This is a genomic window from Nitrosomonas halophila (assembly GCF_900107165.1).
GTDB classification, from domain to species: domain Bacteria; phylum Pseudomonadota; class Gammaproteobacteria; order Burkholderiales; family Nitrosomonadaceae; genus Nitrosomonas; species Nitrosomonas halophila.
The window spans coordinates 41,024-59,263 of sequence record NZ_FNOY01000004.1 but is presented as its reverse complement, the minus strand read 5'-3'; the positions used below and the strand labels follow the sequence as shown (position 1 = coordinate 59,263).

The window sequence follows — 18,240 nt, the reverse complement described above, 5'->3', positions numbered from 1 at the left end:
TAAAGACTCACTCAGATACATTTTGAGATGCCTTGAAGGTTTGCCAGTTGAATTCACCGGGCGCCAGTAAAAGTCCCGCTAGGCAACAAGCCAGCGACATCAAGCAAGCGCTGAAGGCTGCCACGTAAAACCCGACAACAAAATAAAGCGTCAAGCCAGTTAATGTACCCAGTGCCATGGCTGCCGTGGCGAAACGGCCAGTCAGACCGGGGTGATAAAGTCCGAACACGATAGGCCAAATAGCAGAGGCGACAAAAGCGCCAGCGAAATTTAACAGTGCCGCGAGTGTCGCGATCTTGGGTAAACATAATAGCCCAGTAATAACTCCCAGGCCAATGACAATTCTTTTATTGATTTTGAGTAATCTTTCGCTGTCTGCTGTCGGGTTGATGAAGCGTTTGTAACCGTCCTGGGTGATCAAGTCAGATGTGGCGGCCAGCAGGGAGTCCATGCTGGAAGCGAGTGCCGAGAAAACTACGATAAATACAAAAACCGCGCCCACAGAACCCAGTAACTTGGCCGCTACCAGCGGTCCGACCATGTCAGCGCTTGGTGGCAATATGCCCAGCGTCAGCGCGGCCAGTGCGACAAAGCCGGTCACGATCGGGATCGGCAACCATAGCAGGCCACCGGTCAAGAAGGCTTTTTTTCCTACCCCTGTTCTAAAGGCAAAGGCTCTGGACCACCAGACGTTGGAATGAAAGATCTCGCCTATTCCGAAGAAAATATTGTTGAACAAGAACATGATGGCGGCAGGAAAGGCCAGATTGAGCAGTTCTGGTTGTGAAGCGGCAACGCTCTGGTGGATGGTGCCGATGCCGACGGTATCGATACAAACCCAGGCTATGATGACGATACCTGCCAGGATCAGAATCGCTTGCACAAAATCTGTGGCGATAACCGCTTTCAATCCTCCCAGCAGGGTATAGCCGACGCATATGATCAGGATGGCCAGCATGCCGGTGTGATAATCCAGTTCGCTTAACGAGGCTAGCAGGATGCCGCCTGCCATCCCCAGGCTGACCAGCCAGCTGATGGCATAAAGCAGCGAGATGATCATGAATACGCCCCAGGCATGGTTGCCGTAACGGATGCGAATGAAGTCGCCGCTGGTAAAGCCGTGGGGCATTAGGGATTTGATTCGCTGCGCCATGGGTGCGAACAGAATCAGGCCCCAGGCTGCCATGCTATAGCCTACCATGCCCCATACGCCAAATTGGTAGGCGAGTTGTGGTGCGACAAGTGTTGTATTGCTGGTAATCCAGGTGGCCATGGTGGTCGCGGTGGCAAACGCAAGCCCAACGTTGCGTCCTGCCAGGGCATAGTCATCAATGCTGCGGTTATTTCGTCCCAAGTACCAACCAAAGACGATCCACAGTATGCCAAAACCGACCAAGATGGCTAAAGCCAGCTCCGCGCTCAGTTGTGCCTCAAGCATGGTTTTGCTCTTTGTAATGGAAATGCAATAACAGGCCTGCCAGTAGCAAGAAGACCGCCAATCCCGTGCCGAACAGGAATAAAGCCTGACTCAGGGAGCGGTGCTGGACATGTATTTCAGCGATCAAAACCGGCGTTTTATCGCCCAGGCTGTCGATGAGCCGGGCTTGATAGACGCCGTTTCCAAAACCCGAGAGCGTCACTTGACGCTGTCCGGTGATGTCGAATTGTTGCAAATCATCCGGTTTTGCCTGGCTGTGTGGGACCGGCAACCGCGTGATTTTCAGGCCATCGTAGACCATGCTGTAATGATTGAAATTCAGTATAAAGAAACCTTCACTTGATTCCAATTGTTGGACAGCTGATGCGGGTCCGCCGTAGAAAAGCAACAGTATCAAGACCAGCTTCAGGGTGTTACCCATGCTGTGCTCCAATGTTATCCATTTATTTACATGCTAACATTGGTTTGCGCTCTAAACAAAACCTACTGGCCCGAGGCGGGTCTTTTTGAGTTAAAGAGGAATGTTTATGACCCAAGCAATGGCGATAAAATTGCCACGATTGCAGAATGATCTGCTCGAATTGTTTCGTATTGGCTACGATGCTGAATCCAAAGGTGTATTCCGCATGGGGTTTACCGAGGCCGATATGCAGGCCAGGGATTGGCTGATCAGGAAATTTGAGCAGGAAGGCTTTCATGCGCGTATGGACAGTGCTGGCAACATCATTGGCAGCATGCCAGGGCAGCATTCAGGGCCGGTGGTGGCGATCGGTTCCCATATTGATTCGGTTCCTGCGGGCGGTATGTTTGATGGCAGTTTGGGCGTGTTGGCGGGCCTCGAATGCATGCGGACCGTTAGAGATCATGGCCTGCATTGCCAATATCCATTGGAGGTTTATGCATTTGCCGAGGAAGAGGGGCGCTTCGGTGGCATGATGGGCGTACAGGCGATTGCTGGGGAACTGACCCCGCAGTGGCTGGAAACCGCTCATGACGCCAATCATATGTTGCTCAGGGATGAAATGACGCGTGCTGGATTGAACGCGCTGGAAGCACTCAATGCCAGAGTCGACCCCAAGCATTTCCGTGCTTTTCTGGAGTTGCACATTGAACAGGGGCCGGTGTTGGAAAGAATCAAAAAACCAGTCGGGGTGGTCGATGCGATTTCGGGGGTTTATAAATGGCTGGTGAGACTGATAGGCAAGGCGAATCATGCCGGGACCGCGCCGATGGATATGCGCAGTGATGCGTTTATGGGGTTGGCCGATTTCGCGCATGAAATTCCGCGCATCATAGACGAGGACGGTACTGATAAAAGCCGGTTAACTATTGGGTGGGTGAAACTTAAGCCCGGTTATGCCCATACTGTTCCCGGGGAAGCCGAGTTTACCCTGGTGGGCCGGGACACGGATCCACAAGTCATGCACGATCTAGCCGACTCCTGTCGACGAGTGTTATCCGCCATTGCCCGCAAACATAATCTGATGTTCGAGTTTGAGCAAATGAGCTGGCTGGCGCCGCAGGCCATGTCCGATGAGGTGATTCAGGCGTTTTGCCGCCAGGCCGAGGCATTGCAGCTGGACTATGAGGTGATGCCCAGTGGCGCGGGGCACGATGCGCAGTACATGGCCAAGATCACGCCTACAGGTCTGATATTTATACCCAGTATTGGTGGCGTCAGCCATGCGCCAGACGAATGGACGCATTGGCAGGATGTGGAAATTGGTGCAAATCTTTTGCTGCATACCGCCCTGGATTTCGCCAGGCAGTCATTCTAATGATGAAAAATATTTGTTTGTCCATTGCTCGATTGGTCCAGACAGGTGTATAGATGGCAATGGCCTGGATAAATGTTTGGATCGAGTGCATGGCCAGCTGACGTTGCAAGTAGGACTGAAGGAAATTCTGACATGGATTTGATTCTCACATGGTTCCGGCGGCAGCTGGCTGATCCGCAGATTGTCGCGCTGGCGCTGATCGTGCTGCTGCTGGTATTGTCGGTATGGTTGTTTGGGCATATGCTTGCCCCGCTCCTGGTTTCATTGGTGATCGCCTATTTGCTCGATGCGATGGCAGGACGCTTGCGTGCTTGCGGGGTGCGTCGCTCGATTGCAACCTCAGTGGTGTTTGTCCTGTTTCTGGCGATACTTTGGGCCTGTTTTTTCTGGTTGCTGCCGCTGCTGATACGGCAAATGGGGCAGCTGTTTCATCAAATACCGTTCATGGTGATCGAAGTGCAGCAAGCCTTGTTGCAGCTGCCTTCCAAGTACCCTGCCATGATCTCCGAGCAACAGATTCGTGAAGTGTTTGCCGGTTTCAATACCGAGTTGATTCGGCTGAGCCAGCGGCTATTGGGTTTCTCGATTGCTTCACTGATGACCCTGATCACAATCCTGATCTATTTGGTGCTGGTGCCCATTCTGGTATTTTTTCTGTTGAAGGATAAGGCGCTGTTAATCAACTGGGTGATCAGTTTTTTGCCCAAGGACCGGCGTTTGACGCATGAAGTGTGGGTCGAAGTCGATCGTCAGATCGGAAATTATGTACAAGGCAAGCTGATCGAGATATTGATCGTGAGTTTTGTGACCTGGGTCATCTTTCGTTATCTCAATCTCCAGTATGCGACGCTGCTGGCTACACTGACCGGCTTATCGGTACTTGTGCCCTATGTCGGCGCTACGGTCGTGACGCTGCCAGTGGCACTGGTGGCATACTTTCAATTCGGTATGGCACCATCTTTTTACTATGTCATGCTGGCCTATGCAATCATCCAGTTCCTGGACGGGAACCTGCTGGTTCCAGTGCTGTTCAGCGAAGTCGTCAATTTGCATCCAGTTGCGATCATTGCGGCCATTCTGCTGTTTGGCGGACTCTGGGGTTTTTGGGGGGTATTTTTTGCGATTCCTCTGGCTACCGTGATCCAGGCAATTCTTCGGTCTTGGCCACGCGAGCAATGTCCGGAGAGTAATGATGAGCTGGTTGCCCAATAGCATGCTCCTGCAAGCAACAGCTATGGCTTGATCGAGCCCATTATCTGGCAAATCACTGCACGCGCGATTGCTGATTGCAAGCAAGCAGTCGATCAATTCCATGGCAAGCACCAGGCGACTTGCCTACACCTGGGCTTTTCTTGGCGCTGTGCATATTAAGCACTAGCATTCACGGTATAATCAGGTTTTCGCTTTTCAGCTGGATATACACCATTTTATGCAAGAAAAATATCATGCTCAGGAGATTGAGCGGCAGGCGCAGCAAGACTGGCAAGAGCAGGCGGTTTTTAATGTATCCGAAGTTTCGGACAAGCCAAAATATTATTGCTTGTCGATGTTTCCCTATCCCTCCGGTAAGTTGCATATGGGGCATGTGCGCAACTATACCATCGGTGATGTGTTATCACGTTATCGCCGTATGCAAGGCTATAACGTCTTGCAGCCTATGGGTTGGGATGCATTCGGCCTGCCTGCCGAGAATGCGGCCATTCAGCGCGGCGTGCCGCCAGCGCAATGGACTTATGACAACATTGCATATATGCGTGGCCAATTGCAAAGTCTGGGCTTTGGCATCGACTGGCGCCGCGAGCTGGCCACTTGCGATCCGGATTATTATCGCTGGAATCAATGGCTGTTTCTGCGGATGCTGGAAAAAGGCATTGCCTACCAGAAAACCCAGGTGGTGAATTGGGATCCAGTCGATCAGACTGTGCTGGCCAATGAGCAGGTCATCGATGGTTGCGGCTGGCGTACCGGCGCGCTGGTGGAGAAGCGTGAAATTCCTGGTTATTATCTCGCCATTACCCAGTATGCGGACGAACTGCTGGCTGATCTGGATAAACTGCCGGGCTGGCCCGAGCGGGTGAAAACCATGCAGGCCAACTGGATTGGCAAGAGTTATGGGGTGGATATCACCTTCCCGGCCGATACGGCTTCGGGCATGCCGCAGGCATTGAAAGTTTTTACGACGCGTGCGGATACCTTGATCGGGGCAACTTATGTGGCTGTTGCTGCCGAGCATCCAGTCGCATTGCATGCCGCCCAGGATCAACCGGCCTTGGCTGCCTTTATCGAGGAATGCCGGCATGGTGCCACCATCGAAGCGGAACTCGCGACGCAAGAAAAAAAGGGTATGGCAACGGGATTATATGTCATGCATCCGTTGACAGGCGAGCGATTGCCGGTATGGGTGGCTAATTACGTGCTCATGAGCTATGGCGAGGGGGCAGTGATGGCAGTCCCGGCACATGATGAGCGCGATTTCGAATTCGCCAGCCAGCATGCCCTGCCAATCAGGGTAGTCATCAAACCAGCGGGTGGCGAGCTGATCCTTCCGCTGACCCAGGCCTACACCGAATATGGCATCACTTTCGATTCAGGTGAGTTTTCCGGTCTGGAGTCAGCGGCGGCCATAGATGCTATTGCGGATGCGCTGGCCCGGAAAGAAATGGGCGAGAAACGCGTACGCTATCGGTTGCGTGACTGGGGTATTTCACGTCAGCGTTACTGGGGGTGCCCGATTCCGCTGATTCATTGCCAACACTGTGGTGTCGTGCCGGTGCCGGATGACCAGCTGCCAGTGGTGCTGCCTGTAGACCTGGTGCCGGATGGCTCTGGCAATCCATTGGCCAAAACGCCCTCGTTCTATGAATGTACCTGTCCGCGTTGCGGGCAACCGGCGCGGCGCGAGACCGATACCATGGATACATTTGTCGATTCCTCCTGGTATTTTATTCGCTATGCTTGCCCGGATCAGCATGAGGCCATGACTGATCAGCGCGCGGATTACTGGCTGCCAGTCGATCAGTATATTGGGGGCATCGAGCATGCCATCCTGCACTTGCTTTACTCGCGTTTCTGGAGCAAGGTGATGCGCGATTTGGGAGGGGTATCCTGTGATGAACCTTTCTCCAATCTGCTCACGCAGGGGATGGTGCTGAATGAAATTTATTTCCGTAAAACGGGTGCCGGGCGTATTCATTATTACAATCCGTCTGAAGTCGATATTTTGTATGATGAAGCAGGCAAAAGAACGGGTGCCATCTTGCAGGCCGATGGTGAGCCGGTCGAGTCCGGTGGGATTGGCACCATGTCAAAATCCAAAAACAATGGCGTCGATCCGCAGGAAATTGTCGAGCATTATGGTGCCGATACTGCGCGTTTGTTCATGATGTTTGCCAGCCCGCCTACCCAGACACTGGAATGGTCGGATGCCGGGGTTGAAGGCGCTTTTCGCTTTCTCAAACGCTTGTGGCGGCAGGTCTATTTGCACGTACAGCAAGATGCTGCGGTGCCGGCAATTGATTCGGTCACCCAGCATGCGCTCCCGGCTGAGTTCAAAGCACTGCGCTACCAGTTGCATCAAACGATCGTCAAGGTTTCTGACGATCTGGAGCGGCGCCATACCTTTAATACGGCAATCGCCGCAGTGATGGAGCTCATAAACGAATTGACCAAACTGCAGGACAGTGATGATCCGGTTGCACGTCAGCTGATGCAAGAAGCGCTGGAAAATATTGTATTGCTGCTTTCACCCATTGTGCCGCATATTTGCCATATCCTCTGGCGCGAGCTCAGGCCTGGTACAGAGTTGCTCGATCAATCCTGGCCCAAAGCTGATGAGCAGGCGCTGATTCAGGATGAGATGGACCTGGTGGTTCAAGTCAATGGCAAGCTGCGTGCCCAGGTTCGTGTGGCCAGGGACGCCAGTCATGCTGCCATCGAGCAGGTGGCATTGGCTCATGAGCATATTCAAAAAAGCGTTGCCGGCCGGCCTGTGAAAAGGGTGGTCATTGTTCCAGGAAAGCTGGTTAATATTGTTGTTTGATCACTGACTGTTTCTGCAGATGCCGAGATTATCATTCGTTTTGCTGGTTTTTCTTGTGGCGACTCTTGCCGCCTGCGGCTTTCAGTTACGGGGGGAAGTAGCCGAACTGCCATTTGAGCGGGTTTATATTACTGCGCCTGCCGGCCTGACCATAGGTTCTGACTTGGAACGGGCAATCAATACCCATACCCGTGCGCAAGTGGTCAAAAAAATGGAAAAAGCCGAGGTGGTGATCCAGATAATCAGCGCTATCAATGAAAAGCGTATCCTCTCTCTTTCAGGAGGAGGGAGAGTGCGCGAATTTGAATTGGGGTATCGGGTTGCAACCCGGCTGCTGGATCCCAGTGGTGCGGAGTTGTTAACCCTGAACGAAATCAGGTTGACGCGCATTCTGCCTTTCTTGGATGCGCAGGTGTTAGCCAAGGTTGCGGAAGAGGAAATGCTGTACAAGGACATGCAGAACGACGCTGTACAGCAGATTATCCGGCAAATTTCAGCCATCAATCCTGGTTAGTGTGCCCGTCGTATGCAGCTGAACCCTGAGCATCTAGCCAAACAGCTTGGGAGTGGTATTGCGCCACTGTATGTGATTCTGGGCGACGAGCTGTTGTTGGCCATGGAAACCGCCGATGAGATACGCAGCCAGGCGAGCAACCAGGGCTATGCCGAGCGAGAAGTGCTGACAGTGGACTCGCGTTTTGACTGGGCGCTTCTGAAGCGATGGCGCTGCCAATCATCGTTGTTTGGTGAGCAGCGGCTGCTGGAGTTGCATATTCCCACGGGTAAACCCGGCAGGGAAGGGAGCGCTGCCATCGAGATGTTTTGCCACAATTTGCCGGCCGATACCGTGACGCTTGTGATGCTGCCCGGGGTTGACAGGCAGGGTCAGGCGAGCAAATGGTTCAAGGCGCTTGAGCATGCAGGTCTGGTGATTGCGGTGCCATTGGTTAAACGTGGACAACTAGCTGGCTGGATAGCGCAACGCCTGCAACGACAAGGGCAGTCGGCTGATCGTGAGGTTCTGCAATTTTTTGTGGACAAGGTGGAAGGCAACTTGTTGGCGGCACATCAGGAAATCAAGAAGCTCGCATTGCTCTATCCTCCTGGCAGACTGTCCTTCGAACAAGTGAAAAATGCTATTTTGGATGTCGCACGCTACGATGTTTTAAAGTTGTCCGAAGCATTGTTAATGGCTGATATGGTGCGTTATAGCCGGGTTTTATCGGGCCTGCAGGGTGAAGGTACCGCACCGCCATTAATATTGGCAGTGCTCGCCGAACAGATCCGCGTGCTATTGAAAGTATGCATGGCCGTTGATGCCAAGCGCGGCATTCCGCTGGCACAGATCATGAAGGCGCAGCGGGTATGGCCTTCTCAGCAGAAATTGATTGCCCGCACGCTTCAGCATGTTGACCGGCAATTATTGATGGGCGCACTCCGGCATGCGGCGTATATCGATCGTATCATCAAAGGGGTGGCACAGGGTGATGCCTGGGAAGCGCTCTTGCAATTGGGAATGCGTTTCGCCGGGCACCGTAATTTATACAATAATGGGGATTGTTATCCTGGGCAGCATGTTAATTAAACCCGGCAATCCCCGAGCCAAATTTTAAAATACTGATGAAAGCAAAAATTGCATGGCAAGAAGGCGTCAGCTTCCTTGGGCAAACTGATAGTGGCCACTCCGTATTGATGGATGGCGCACCGGAGGCTGGCGGGAAGAATCTGGGGCCGCGTCCGATGGAAATGATGCTGATGGGGCTGGGCGGATGCACGGCATTTGATGTCGTGCTTATTCTGCGCAAGGCGCGGCAGGCGATCAGTCATTGCTCGATCGAGATCGATGCGCAACGTGCAGATAAAGATCCAAAAGTCTTTACGCATATTCATTTGCATTTCATCGTGACCGGGAAGGATCTCAATCCCCACCAGGTGGAACGTGCAATCAGCCTTTCTGCTGAGAAATATTGCTCCGCCTCCATGATGCTCAAAGCGACCGTTACTATTACGCATGATTATGAAATCATTGCAGAGTGAGTATCTGAGAAGCAGTCTGGAAATTTGCGTTATAGGCCCATTTCTTTAACGTCATACCCAATCATATCCATTGCGGTGATGCATTGTCACTGAGAAGCATCTGGATGGCGCGGCCCATTGGGCCTCGCCAAGACGGCGGTTGAAATTGCGGATGGCCATTGTTTTCTGCCGTCTTTGCGAGCACAGCGAAGCAATCCAGCCTAACATCAGCTTGGCTTCGATACCGAGTCGCTTGCCAAGATGCTTGCAGTTTGGAAAAACCATTCGTATCCACATGCGTCATATTAGGAGGCTGTCCGAGAATAGCGATCGTAGCGAGGGCGAAGCTGGCTGAGCGGGATTTTTCGATCATTTGAGGCGAATAGTGGTTCTATTCAACGAAAAGGATCGGAAAATCCAGCCTGGCAGGTTCGTCCGCAGTAGATCAGTCTATTCTCGGACAGCTTCCTAGGGCACGTTCACTCAAGTTCAGCATTTCCAAACAGCTTCTTAATACGTATTGCTTTTCTAAAACCATGAGCACTTCCCTGCTGCTTGCCTGGCAAGGTATTCGGCATCAAGGCCAGGTTGGCGTTAGACTGGATTGCTTCGCTGCGCTCGCAATGACGGGGCAGTAAAAATTACCGCCACACATATCTTGACTGCCGTCTTGGCGAGGCCCAACGGGCCGTGGCCATTCAGATGCTTTTCAGCGACTGTGCATCGCTGTCATGGATACTACGTTGATGAGATGGGCACAAAATGGAAATTTCCAAACAGTTTCTTATAAATTCATTACAGGGTGTGCTTGCACGCCATGCCGCGGCATGGGCAATTCAATCCGCCGGAGGGTAAAATAAAAAAAATTCAAGAGTAGGTTGTAAAAGCTGATTTTCCCTTGTATTATAATCCTGTACTAGTTAATTGAAGGAAGTTGATTCGGTGGGTTTATGTTGATGTGATCAAGGAATCAGGTTCCTTTTCATGTTGGGTATAAATTATCTGGACAATTAATTCATGTTCTGGTATGTAGCATGCGGTTTTATTGAAATGAAAATCGGGTAGTAATACCTGTTAAAAGAACTATTAACTCATGTAATTATTTCTATAGGGAGACTCAAAATGAAACTCACTTTAGTATTGGCTGCATTGTTGGTAGCATCCTCATTGACTGCATGCATGGCAGAGAAACCTGCTCAATATCCTCCAAGCCTGATGATGGAACGTGATTCCATGCCAGATAATGTAGGTGATAGTGAGAATTAAAATATATGACCAAGAAGCTTTAACCGCCCTTTTAGGGCGGTTTTTTTATGGCCAATCAAGGCGTATAAATTTATTTTGATTCGATTGCGGCAGAACTGTTAGTTTTTTGAGGTAGGGAAGAAGTTATCTGCCGGCGCCGGCTTGCCAATATGGTAGCCCTGGGCAAAGTCAATATCCATGCTCTCCAGCATATCCAGAATGGCCTGGTTTTCGACAAACTCGGCTGTGATTTTCTTGCCAAATCCTTTCGCAACGCTACACAAGGCACTGACCAGAATCCTGTCATCGGGATTGCTGGCGAGATTGCGAATGAAGGAACCGTCGATCTTGACAGCATCGACCGGTAATTCCCGCAAATAATAGAAAGATGAAAAGCCGACCCCAAAATCATCCAGCACAAATCCACATCCAAGTTTTTTCAGATCGCGCAGTAGGCTGCGGGTGCCAGGCAAATTATCCAGGGCCGCTGTTTCCGTAATTTCGAACATCAATAGCGTGGGATCGATGCCACAAGACGAAATCGTCTGGCTGATAATCGGCAGTAATTCCGGGTCGTTGAAGGCGTGTGCCGATAAATTAATCGACAGTCCGATTCGCCGCCTTGCTTCCTGATTGATACTGCTCGCCAGTGCTACCGCTTTGCGGAGTACCATGTGGTCGATCTTGTGGATGAGACCGGTATGTTCCGCTGCCGGGATGAAAGCGGCCGGTGAATGTATCGTCCCATCTTCGTCCCGCATGCGTAGCAGCACTTCATAATGATGGATCGTCTTGTCATGCAGTGACAGGATCGGTTGCAGATAAAGCTGATAGCGGTCGTGCAGATTGGCGTACTCGATTTTTTCCTTCCAGTAGACCAGTGTGTGGACACGTTCACGTGCCTGGTCGGTATTGGAAAATAAGTGCCAGGTGCCACGGCCGGTTTCCTTGGCCTGGTACATGGCCAGGTCAGCCGCAGCGAGCAGGTCATGCACATTGTTGCCATGTTCAGGGAAGAGGGCTATCCCGATACTCGCAGCGATGTTGTGGGTTCTGCCGTTGAGCGTCAGTTGTGTTTCGCTCAAGCGGTTGAGAATTTTTTTGGCCACCTCGATGGCAGCTTCTGGGGTAATTTCTGGCAGTATGACCGCAAACTCGTCTCCACCCAATCTGCCGGAGATATCTGCTGTGCGAATGGTGCGAGAAAGCATGTCTGATACCATTTTGAGCAGGGCATCGCCTGCCTGGTGGCCGCTGGTGTCATTGATATATTTAAACCGGTCCAGATCAAAAAATAATAACGCCCCGGGATGTTGATAACGTTCGGCCCAACTGAGAATCTGTTCCAGCTCTTCGCTGAAACGGCGCCGGTTATATAGATTGGTCAATGGGTCGTGATCAGCCAGCCATGCCAAATGACCTTCCACGCGTTTGTATTCAGTGATATCGAGACCTACCGATAAGATCATGGAAGGATCTTCCCCTGCATGCCAGGTTAAGCGCGAATGCAGCCAGGCGATATGTCGTTTTGAATCATCCTTGCATAGTACTACGGCTTCGTGCCGCAACTGGTCGCGGTGCCCCTGCCGGATTTCCAGCATATGCGCATCCAGATTATAATGTTCGCTGTCGGGCGCCAGTAGTTCCAGGAAATATCTGCCTTGCAGTTCCTGCTCGCTGTAGCGCGTCAGCATCTCGCCGTAAGCATTCAGCATGACTATTTTTCCATCGGCGTCTTGTGTAAGAACAATGACCTGCGCAGTATCCAGCAGATTCTCGATGAAATCCTTTTCCTTGCTGAGCTCGTCTCGCTGGTTGATAAGCATCTTGGTGCGATAGGCGACTTGTTTTTCCAGTTTCTCGAGTCGATGGGAAAGCGTCAACGACGCATCGTACAGCAGATCGATTTCATCTTCCAACAGGCGTTTACGTTGATGGGAGGCGAGCGCACTGCGAAAGCCGCCAAAACCACCGCCAGCCAGCAGTGGCAGAATGGATACCAGATGCTTGAGCCGGGAAAGCGGCCGGGAGAGTACGCTGAATAGGATGATTTCGGAGAGTACGAGTCCAATCAGGCCAATAATGACTATGCGCCAGATAGAGTCCTTGATTGCCTGAACAGTGTCGGTGACTTCAGTGATGATGACCAGTTGTGCCTGATCGGAGGCGCGGATGCCATGCAGGGGCAACAATCTGATCTGGTGATGCCGGTCATTCCATTTGTTCTGTATGCCTTGCCCGATGTTTTCAAGATCGGGGTGTTTTTTTGCTACCTTGTTCAGAATGGCAAGATTTCTTTTGCTGTCCGTTAGCGCAGTAATGCGCACGTTCCATTCCGGGATATGCATGTCGGTGTCTGAGGGGGGGGCGTAGGCATTATCCCTTTGCTTGATGAATAAGCCGATATCGGAACCCGATGCGCGCCTGAAATTGAGGAATACGTCAATCAGCGATGAACCGATGGCAATTACGCCAACCCGCGTGCCATTGATCAGAAGCGGTTCGATGGTATATTGCGTGCAACTTTCAACACAGATCATTGGGGTAGCAGGTTGCTCGCGTGAATTGACCTCCCGGACATGCTCAAGTATGAGATTGTCCCGGTAACCATTGGCTTCAAAATTGCTCCAGCTTGTCAACAGCGATTCGGACGCATCATAAAAACGTACATCTTCTATGTCGTTCTGGATCTGGAAGAGCGTCCAGTAGCGATCAAAGTTTGCGTATATTTGCTCCGGATTTGCCGCCAGCAAGCTGTTTTCCATACCTTTCAAGTAAGGAATGATTTGGATCAGCTCATGTAAATTTTCTGCGCTGCGTCCGATCAGGCTCTCAACTTCCCTGGCATAGCGCTGGTATTGCGTCTCCCTTTGCTGTTCGATGCTGTCCAGCAGACTCTGGTAGTTAATGACGCTGAATGTCGTCACCACGAGCAACAGAATCAGGCTGCTCAATGTGGAAATTTTCCAGCTCAAGCCCACGAATGCCCGGGATGGCTGAGGACTGGTTTTTGTTGAAGCGATCGGGTTCTCGGAAATAACCTGTTTCATAGGGCGATGATCAGAATCGGTAGGAAGCCTGGAAAGCAAACAGATTCCAATTCCTTCCGGTGATGGATTGATCAGGGTTATCCAACGGCGAGAGCCAAGCGGTACCATTGATTCGATGATATTCGGCGCTTAGCATAATGGCGGGTGTGGCATTCCAACGTAAACCAAAAGTTAGATCCTTGGCGAACCGGCTATGTGCCGGGAGCTGACGGTTGGTCTGCATGTGAAATTTCTGTCCATCCCGGTCTTTCCTGTCAGTAAATAGTAAATCATAGCGCAGTACGGCTTCCCAGTTGGGGAAAAAGCGATAGATTCCCTGGACATAAATACTTTCGCCTGTCAGTTTTTGATCAATTAGTGGGTGATCAAAATTTTTCCAACGAAACATGCGTAGTGCGTACTCTGAGGTTATGCTCCATTTCTCTGCATTATATTGTGCGGATAGTATCAATGGCGTGAATTTGAATGAACCCGAGGCCAGCTCATCATCAATCGCCGGATCATAGCCTGCATTGACCTGAGCGCCACTGACTGCTAATCGGAACCGCCCGTCAACCTGTTCATAAGCTATTCGGCCGATATAGGAAAGTTTTGTCTCAAGATCTCCTGGTCGCCTACGGTGAAGAATGGCTACTTCGGTGTCGCGATCGTCTACTTGCGGGAACACCGTGCCGAATTGAGCAGTAATATTGCCCCAGTCTGCGCGTGATTCTCCATAAAGCTGGGCGCCATCCGAAGCCAGTGCAAGATTACGCGTGCGATCAAAGTAAATCGACTGGGGTAGCAGTATGCTCGGGCGGGTAAAGGGTACATCGCGCGTATCGTTATAGAATCCCAATGGATTTTTCATGCGGCCCAGACGCATGCCAAACTCTGTGTCGGGCGTATTGATAAAATTGTAATCGAGAAACCCGAAATCGATGCGGATACCGCCCCTGCTGCCTTCACCTGCGCTGCGGTGCAGTAATTGCCCAGACAGTTGCAGCTTTGATAGTGGACGCAGTGATGCGGTTAGGCCGATTTCCCGGAAATCAAAACTGCCATCCCCCGTACTTTTGCCAAAAAAGTTGTTCTTGTTCGTTTTGACATAGCCTTGGCTGAGAAATCCGTGTACGCGCAGCTGATTTAGATGGTCTGAATCCGGATGCTCGTCGGCATGGCTTTTGGGGGATGAAAGGGCGCAGACCAGTGCTGTACAGCCCAACACGGCCGTGACGGAGGTTTTATAGTTATTGGTCGACATGGACAATTTGGACGCTATCATCAATCTGGGTTCCACTTAAATAACCAATTGCTCCCGGTGTGGTCGAAACACGCAGCCGCATTTCTTCTTCCGACTGCACTGTGATCGGCGCCTGACCGGTTCCGGAGAAAATCAAACGGTCCCAGGCGGCGCGCAACTGATACGGAAAAATATTGAGCTTCCGTTTGGCAAACAGGCTGTGTAACGGTGCATCGTCAGGCAGGACAAAAACCCTGATCGGCAGACCATCCTGCCATGTTCTCAAGCGCATGCCGAAAATGGAACGCAACAAGTTTTTGGAAAGCTGTTCAGTGTTGACGCTTGGATGAACGACGGTCTCGACTGTATTGTCGGCCGGCAAGACATTACCGACGAAGAAGAAACTGGCCAGCAGCATCAGCAAAAAGATGCGTCGTTGGCAGCAGTCAAGAATTTCCGTCACAATCAATCGTATCAATGATGATTATCGAGACGCGCGGATGTAATGAGTATTGGATTCTGGTAACCAATTAGCACGTATCGATGTGAGATCAATGGGCCAAATTTTCCCATGGTCTGTGACGAGTTCCCAAATGGCTCTATGGTCCCGGTGCATTCTGTCCAGTACATCGAACAAACAAGCATGGTAAGGACTGCGGATGCCATGATAATGGATCGATGGGCCGATAGGGTTGAGCTGTAAACCGTAAAACCCTAGCAACCTATTCAAGGCAGGATCCATGGATGAGAGCCAGTAATAGATATTGTGCTGCGCACATAGCTTGATAATCCCAACCGCGAGTCCCAGTGACGGGTGAGGACAACGCCGACGTTCCTGGCGCTTGTGTGCTGGATTGGTAGATTGGGAGGGCATATGGAGCTTGCTTCTGCGTCTGAAGAAGTCGCTGAGAACAGCGAAGCGTGATATTTCGGCCGTATGCTGACGGGATGTTTCGTTTAGAGCAAAGCCTGGAAAAAAACGGGTATGCAATTCAGTCGGGAATTTTTTGTGAAGATGTTCTCTGTCGGGAAGGATGAGCCGTGCGGTCCCTAAAAAAATTCCGGTTGGCCGGTGGCGTAGCAAAATATGAACCGAACGTTTATCGTACTCATCACTTTCCAATTCTTCGGGGTAATTTGAGCTGTTGAAACCCGGGATGATGTTATGCACACACAAAATTCGAAAGCGTAAGTTAAAAACTTCTTTAAGCAACTCTTCGGTATCAGCGGTTACGATTTCAAAATATTGATGGAAAGCTGCTTCGATATCGTTCATGACGCTCTCTTGGCGAAGTATGATTTAAAATGAAATCGATAGATTCAGACTGAGTAAACTCTATTGTATGATGCAGACCCGGTTTCAATTCAGTGAATATGTTCGTGATTTGCCTTTATTTTTTTATCTCAGGGCTGGCAGTTTGATCAACTACGCATATGCCTGACATACCCATGGCATGATCAGCGTTTGTTCCTCAATTAATATGTCGTCATAATGAGACATAAAATTAATTCTTGCAATCTATCATGATTTGATAGCAGAGATAAAAGAAAATCAATCAAATTATCAATTTGATCGTGAGAGGTGTTGCTTGTGCCAGTATTCCATCATCATCAACAGCCATACCATGGTGCCATGGTAGCTTGCATGTTCCTGCAAGTGCTGATCAAGTAGCTGATCAATGAAATCCGGACGCACGATATGGCGTGATTTTAGATCGCTCAGACTGTCTGCAGCGATTTCTCTCAAAGGTTTGTGCGATTGCAGCCAGACACCGAATGGCAAGCCAAAGCCATGTTTTTGCTTGGCAATGATTTCATCCGGTAAAAAGCCGCGTAATGCCTGCTTGAAGAAATAGCGTAACTGAGTACCTTTGAGTTTCTGCTGGGGCCGCAATTTACAAGAAAAAGCGGTGATTTGATCACTGATAAGTGGAAAAGCGACTTCCATACCCGCCAGCTGGCAGGCTTGCACAACCTTGGGGAGGTCGTTGTCCGCGAGTGTGAATTTCCAGTCGAACGCAAGCATGCGATTGATTAAACTGCGTGCCTCGATCTCATGGTAAGTTTGCTCGAGCATTGTGGCAGGCTGCTGCGGGTTGATTTGAGCGAGAAACTCCGGGGAAAATACCGTTTCGAATCCATAACGCATCAGCAAATTATAGGTCTCCATTCTGTGCGGCATGGGGACAGTTGCTTGCGCCACATAGCTGCGTGCTTTGCGGGCAAGACTCAGGCCAATATCGGGAGGGATGGATAGCAGCAGTGGTGACAGCAGCTTGTTTCTCAGCGACGCTGGAATCTTTTCGTAGAGCGAGAAAATATGTTGTTTGGCATAGCGTTCATTTCCACCAAACAATTCATCGCCTCCATCACCGCCAAGCAATAAATCGAGCCCATCTGCTTTCGCCATGCGTGCGCAATAATAGGCGGGTATGGCCGAGGCATTGCCAAATGGCTGATCGAAGATGGCGGCAATTTTAGGGATGGTCGCGACCACATCGTCAGGGGTGACATAGTATTCATGATGATCGGTCGAAAAATGGCGGGCTGCAATACGCGCATAATGCATTTCATCGTAACCCGTCGCTTCAAAGCCGATCGAGTAGGTCTTGGCAGGCACGCCGGATATTTCCGTCAGTATGCCAGCCACGGTCGAACTGTCGGTCCCTCCACTCAGAAAAGCGCCGACTCGCTGATGTTGTGTCACTTCTCTGATGCTTTCTTTGAGCAGCGATAGGAATTCTTGTTTGAGGTCAGGGAAGGGGCGATTCAAGTCTTCGTCGAATTTCACATGCGTATAACGCTTGCGCTCAACGCGACCGGCCTGGAAGTGCAGAAACTCACCGGGTAGCAGACGATTCTGTGCCTGATAAATAGTACCGGGCCCCGGGATCATGTGGAAATACAGATAGTTGAACAGCCCTTGCGGATCGATTTGTGAATTGGCTTGTGGATGGCCAAGCAAGGCATCGGTAGATGTGCCGAACAAAATACCTTGATTCAGCACTTGATAGTAGAGCGTGCGCGTGCCCAAGGGATCGGTGGTAAGCACCACTTCTTGCAAATCGCTGTCCACAATGCTGCAGACGAATTCTCCGGTAACTTCTGAGAATATTTTCTCTCTGTTCTGACGCCATTGCTCGGCCAGGACCACGGCAATGCCTTTTGCTTGTGCGCGGTCCTGTAACGTCTTATCCCTGAATGTTATTCTGCCCCATACACCTACTGCCAGACCGTTTGCCTCATGCAGATGCGCATGGCTGGGTTTTGCGGCAACTGTCAGCGCAAAATTATTTTTGGCGATGGTTTGTGCAGGGCTGCCATCGAAACGAATCAGTGGATTGCGCATGCGTTCGCTGATCTGCTGATTCTCGGTCGCTGTGGAGCCCGCTACCAGCCAACCACATATGCCGCTCATGTCATCTCCTTGTCTTTATTATCTATTTGATATG

General features: G+C 50.8%; 15 protein-coding genes. 7 read left to right on the top strand and 8 right to left on the bottom strand.

The genetic code is table 11. The features are described 5' to 3' along the window. Window positions 1–7: 7 nt before the first annotated feature. Complete coding sequence (locus BLV85_RS01825; protein WP_090411525.1) at window positions 8–1,438, bottom strand: sodium:solute symporter family transporter; 1,431 nt, start codon at window positions 1,436–1,438, stop codon at window positions 8–10. Then, window positions 1,431–1,859, bottom strand: coding sequence for a hypothetical protein (locus BLV85_RS01820; protein WP_090411523.1), 429 nt, complete (start codon window positions 1,857–1,859; stop codon window positions 1,431–1,433). The genes BLV85_RS01825 and BLV85_RS01820 overlap by 8 nt, the downstream gene beginning before the upstream one ends. 106 nt (window positions 1,860–1,965) lie before the next feature. Between BLV85_RS01820 and BLV85_RS01815 the strand changes: the two genes are divergently transcribed. The 6 genes from BLV85_RS01815 to BLV85_RS01790 all read left to right on the top strand — a co-directional run bounded on the left by BLV85_RS01815 (window position 1,966) and on the right by BLV85_RS01790 (window position 9,292). After that, window positions 1,966–3,216 carry a Zn-dependent hydrolase gene (locus BLV85_RS01815; protein WP_218132753.1) on the top strand — a complete coding sequence of 417 codons (1,251 nt, stop codon included), beginning with the start codon at window positions 1,966–1,968 and terminating at the stop codon, window positions 3,214–3,216. Between the two features lie 132 nt (window positions 3,217–3,348). Beyond that, window positions 3,349–4,428 (top strand): AI-2E family transporter, encoded by a 1,080-nt coding sequence (locus BLV85_RS01810; RefSeq protein ID WP_090411521.1) that lies wholly within the window; start codon window positions 3,349–3,351, stop codon window positions 4,426–4,428. A 217-nt stretch (window positions 4,429–4,645) separates the two neighbouring features. Next, complete coding sequence (gene leuS, locus BLV85_RS01805; protein WP_090411519.1) at window positions 4,646–7,255, top strand: leucine--tRNA ligase; 2,610 nt, start codon at window positions 4,646–4,648, stop codon at window positions 7,253–7,255. 19 nt (window positions 7,256–7,274) lie between these two features. Next, window positions 7,275–7,769 carry an LPS-assembly lipoprotein LptE gene (locus BLV85_RS01800; RefSeq protein ID WP_090411517.1) on the top strand — a complete coding sequence of 165 codons (495 nt, stop codon included), beginning with the start codon at window positions 7,275–7,277 and terminating at the stop codon, window positions 7,767–7,769. Window positions 7,770–7,781: 12 nt separating this feature from the next. After that, entirely contained in the window at window positions 7,782–8,840 is a 1,059-nt protein-coding gene (gene holA / locus BLV85_RS01795) for a DNA polymerase III subunit delta (RefSeq protein WP_090411515.1), read from the top strand. A gap of 35 nt (window positions 8,841–8,875) precedes the next feature. Beyond that, the gene (locus BLV85_RS01790) at window positions 8,876–9,292 is read left to right on the top strand and encodes an OsmC family protein (RefSeq protein WP_090411513.1); all 417 of its coding nucleotides are present in this window, start codon (window positions 8,876–8,878) and stop codon (window positions 9,290–9,292) included. Window positions 9,293–9,343: 51 nt separating this feature from the next. Here BLV85_RS01790 and BLV85_RS01785 read toward each other — a convergent pair whose 3' ends face one another. Next, entirely contained in the window at window positions 9,344–9,556 is a 213-nt protein-coding gene (locus tag BLV85_RS01785) for a hypothetical protein (RefSeq protein WP_090411511.1), read from the bottom strand. 837 nt (window positions 9,557–10,393) lie between these two features. Between BLV85_RS01785 and BLV85_RS15060 the strand changes: the two genes are divergently transcribed. After that, on the top strand, window positions 10,394–10,537 hold the full coding sequence (locus BLV85_RS15060; RefSeq protein WP_176973892.1) for a hypothetical protein: 144 nt from the start codon (window positions 10,394–10,396) through the stop codon (window positions 10,535–10,537). Between the two features lie 98 nt (window positions 10,538–10,635). Here BLV85_RS15060 and BLV85_RS01780 read toward each other — a convergent pair whose 3' ends face one another. The 5 genes from BLV85_RS01780 to BLV85_RS01760 all read right to left on the bottom strand — a co-directional run bounded on the left by BLV85_RS01780 (window position 10,636) and on the right by BLV85_RS01760 (window position 18,206). Continuing rightward, window positions 10,636–13,566 (bottom strand): bifunctional diguanylate cyclase/phosphodiesterase, encoded by a 2,931-nt coding sequence (locus tag BLV85_RS01780; protein WP_090411509.1) that lies wholly within the window; start codon window positions 13,564–13,566, stop codon window positions 10,636–10,638. A gap of 10 nt (window positions 13,567–13,576) precedes the next feature. Next, window positions 13,577–14,830 (bottom strand): hypothetical protein, encoded by a 1,254-nt coding sequence (locus BLV85_RS01775; RefSeq protein ID WP_245725041.1) that lies wholly within the window; start codon window positions 14,828–14,830, stop codon window positions 13,577–13,579. Beyond that, window positions 14,796–15,266, bottom strand: a complete 471-nt coding sequence (locus BLV85_RS01770; protein WP_245725040.1) for a type 2 periplasmic-binding domain-containing protein — start codon at window positions 15,264–15,266, stop codon at window positions 14,796–14,798. Before BLV85_RS01770 ends, BLV85_RS01775 begins: the two co-directional genes overlap by 35 nt. A 6-nt stretch (window positions 15,267–15,272) precedes the next feature. Then, the gene (locus BLV85_RS01765) at window positions 15,273–16,064 is read right to left on the bottom strand and encodes a PEP-CTERM/exosortase system-associated acyltransferase (RefSeq protein WP_090411505.1); all 792 of its coding nucleotides are present in this window, start codon (window positions 16,062–16,064) and stop codon (window positions 15,273–15,275) included. 288 nt (window positions 16,065–16,352) lie between these two features. After that, window positions 16,353–18,206 (bottom strand): asparagine synthetase B family protein, encoded by a 1,854-nt coding sequence (locus BLV85_RS01760; RefSeq protein ID WP_090411503.1) that lies wholly within the window; start codon window positions 18,204–18,206, stop codon window positions 16,353–16,355. Window positions 18,207–18,240: the final 34 nt, after the last annotated feature.